We start from the raw sequence: 730 nt of genomic DNA, 5'->3' as shown, positions 1-730 counted from the left end.
AGGCATAATAGCTACATCGAGTGAGGAAACAGCGGTAACGCATTAACCACTCATTCAATACAAATATGTATCAACAAATTATTTAAGGTATTCAAAATGAAAAAATTAACAACTCTAGCAGCAACTCTACTTATCAGCTCAAGCGTTTTTGCTGGTACACAAGTCGTTCATTCTGACAAAAACTTCAGCACTGATGCATTCACAAATAAAGCAGCAGCTTATGAAGCCGGTTTTAATTACGTAAACCAACTTAAACAGTTACCTGAAAACAAATTACGTCACGAGTTGGTTCTTATCTCTACAACACCAACTAAAGACTTAAAAATTAAAGATACTCGCGTATCAATTGAAGAATTTGCACAAACACGTGGACAAGTAGAATACCGCGCTATTGTCAATGTAGATTACAACTACAAAGCATTAAGAAGCGATAACTAATCAACGCTTCGCAGTACAAAGAATAGAAACAAAAAAGTACGACAAAAAACAAAGAATAGAAAATAGCGTAAGTCGCGAACGCCAATAGGTAGCGACAACAACATAAAGCTTATAAACAGATAACTTATAAATAGTTAACTTATAAACAAATTATTAAGGGCACCAACATGAAAAAATTAACCACAGTATCAGCACTAGCAGCAACATTATTAATCAGTTCAAGCGTTTTTGCAGCATCACAAGTTGTGCATTCAGACAAAACATTCAGCACTGATGCCTTCACAGATAAAGC

At 34.9% G+C, this 730-nt stretch carries 1 protein-coding gene; it reads left to right on the top strand.

Features of this window, described 5'->3' with window-relative positions; translation table 11 throughout:
- Positions 1-96 precede the first annotated feature (96 nt).
- The gene (locus H5084_RS19260) at positions 97-438 is read left to right on the top strand and encodes a DUF3316 domain-containing protein (protein ID WP_028870376.1); all 342 of its coding nucleotides are present in this window, start codon (positions 97-99) and stop codon (positions 436-438) included.
- Positions 439-730 lie beyond the last annotated feature (292 nt).

Source organism: Psychromonas sp. SR45-3 (assembly GCF_014163575.1).
GTDB lineage: Bacteria > Pseudomonadota > Gammaproteobacteria > Enterobacterales > Psychromonadaceae > Psychromonas > Psychromonas arctica.
The sequence above is the reverse complement of the archived record's forward strand: the minus strand, read 5'-3'. Positions and strand labels throughout refer to the sequence as shown.